At 75.4% G+C, this 1,313-nt stretch carries 1 protein-coding gene; it reads left to right on the forward strand.

What is annotated here, in order from left to right; all coding sequences use genetic code 11:
• Positions 1-1,313 (forward strand): TIGR02679 family protein (locus JNW87_RS38805; RefSeq protein WP_238455483.1); only part of this gene is annotated, 1,313 nt, incomplete at both ends.

Here is a 1,313-nt window from a genome sequence, read left to right on the forward strand (position 1 = left end):
CCGCCGGCCGGCGCGTCCCAGTCCGAGCCAGGCTGGCGGCGGCTGCCCGACGACCCGGGCTGGCGGCGGCTGCTGACGGCCGCCCGGCGCAGCCTCGAGCGCACCGGTGGACGACTCGATGCCGCCGTGACCCTGACCGCCCCCACCGACGACGAACGTGTCGTGATCATCGGGATCACCGGTGCCCACCGGTCCGCCGGGTCGGCGCGGCTCAGCGTGCGGCTCGCCGACGTGGACGACCAGCTTCGCGCGGTCCACGGGGTGGGCCTGCTCGACCTGCTCTCCGCCACGGTCCCGCTGCGCAACCGGCCCGCCGAGGCGGAACGCGAGGCAAAGGCTCGGGACGACCTCCTCACCCTCGCCCGGGAGAGCCGGCACGCCGCCGCCGTCTGGTACGCCGACTGGCTCGACGGCCTACGCCGCGACGGCACCCTCACCCGCGCCATCCGGGCCGGGCTGCCATTCCGCGACATGCTGCGGGTGCTCGACGCACTGCCCGCGCCGGACGAGCCGATCCCGGTCTTTGCCGACCGGGTGCTCGACGACACGAAGGCCCTTGCCGAGGGTCCGCTTCGCGGGCTCGTGCTGCGGGCCCTCGCCGCCTGGCAGCAGGTGCCCGTGCCCACCGGCGGGGAGCCCGAACGGGCTCTGTGGGAATCCGTCGGGCTGGTTCCCGATGACCTCGCCAGCCAGGTGTTGATACTCAACCTGCCCGCCAGCGGCGGCCTGCTGGGACGGTGGCTGACCGAGGCCGCGGAAGCGGGCGTGCCGATGCGGGTCACCCTGCACCAGCTCCGCCTCGCCCCGCTCACGCTGACCTGCGACGAGATCTTCGTCTGCGAGAACCCGGCCGTGCTTCGGGCCGCCACCGCCGCGCTCGGCGCGCAGGCGCCGCCGCTGCTCTGCACCGAAGGCACGCCCTCGATGGCGGTGCACGCCCTGCTGCGCGCAGCGCACGGCGCGATGATCCGATGGCGCAACGACCTCGATTGGACGGGCGTACGGCTGACCGCCGCGGCCCTCGAGCGCTACCCGACGGCCGTTCCATGGCGGATGACCACGACCGAGTACGAGACCGCGGCGGTGTCCGGTTCGGCCCTGCTCGGCGCCCCCGCCCGGACGCCCTGGGACCCCACGTTGTCCGACATGATGCGCCGTGCCGGGCGCGCGGTGATGGAGGAGCGGTTGATCGACCTGCTGCTGGACGATCTGCGCGAGGCGGGACGGCGGGGGCCGGTCGCCGCCGAGGCGCGGGGAGGAGGGCGCGACCGGCGGTGGCGGCCTCGACCCACGCCGGCCGGTGCGCCGGTCAG

Source organism: Micromonospora sp. ATA51, from assembly GCF_016802855.1.
In the GTDB taxonomy this organism is placed as follows: domain Bacteria; phylum Actinomycetota; class Actinomycetes; order Mycobacteriales; family Micromonosporaceae; genus Micromonospora; species Micromonospora sicca.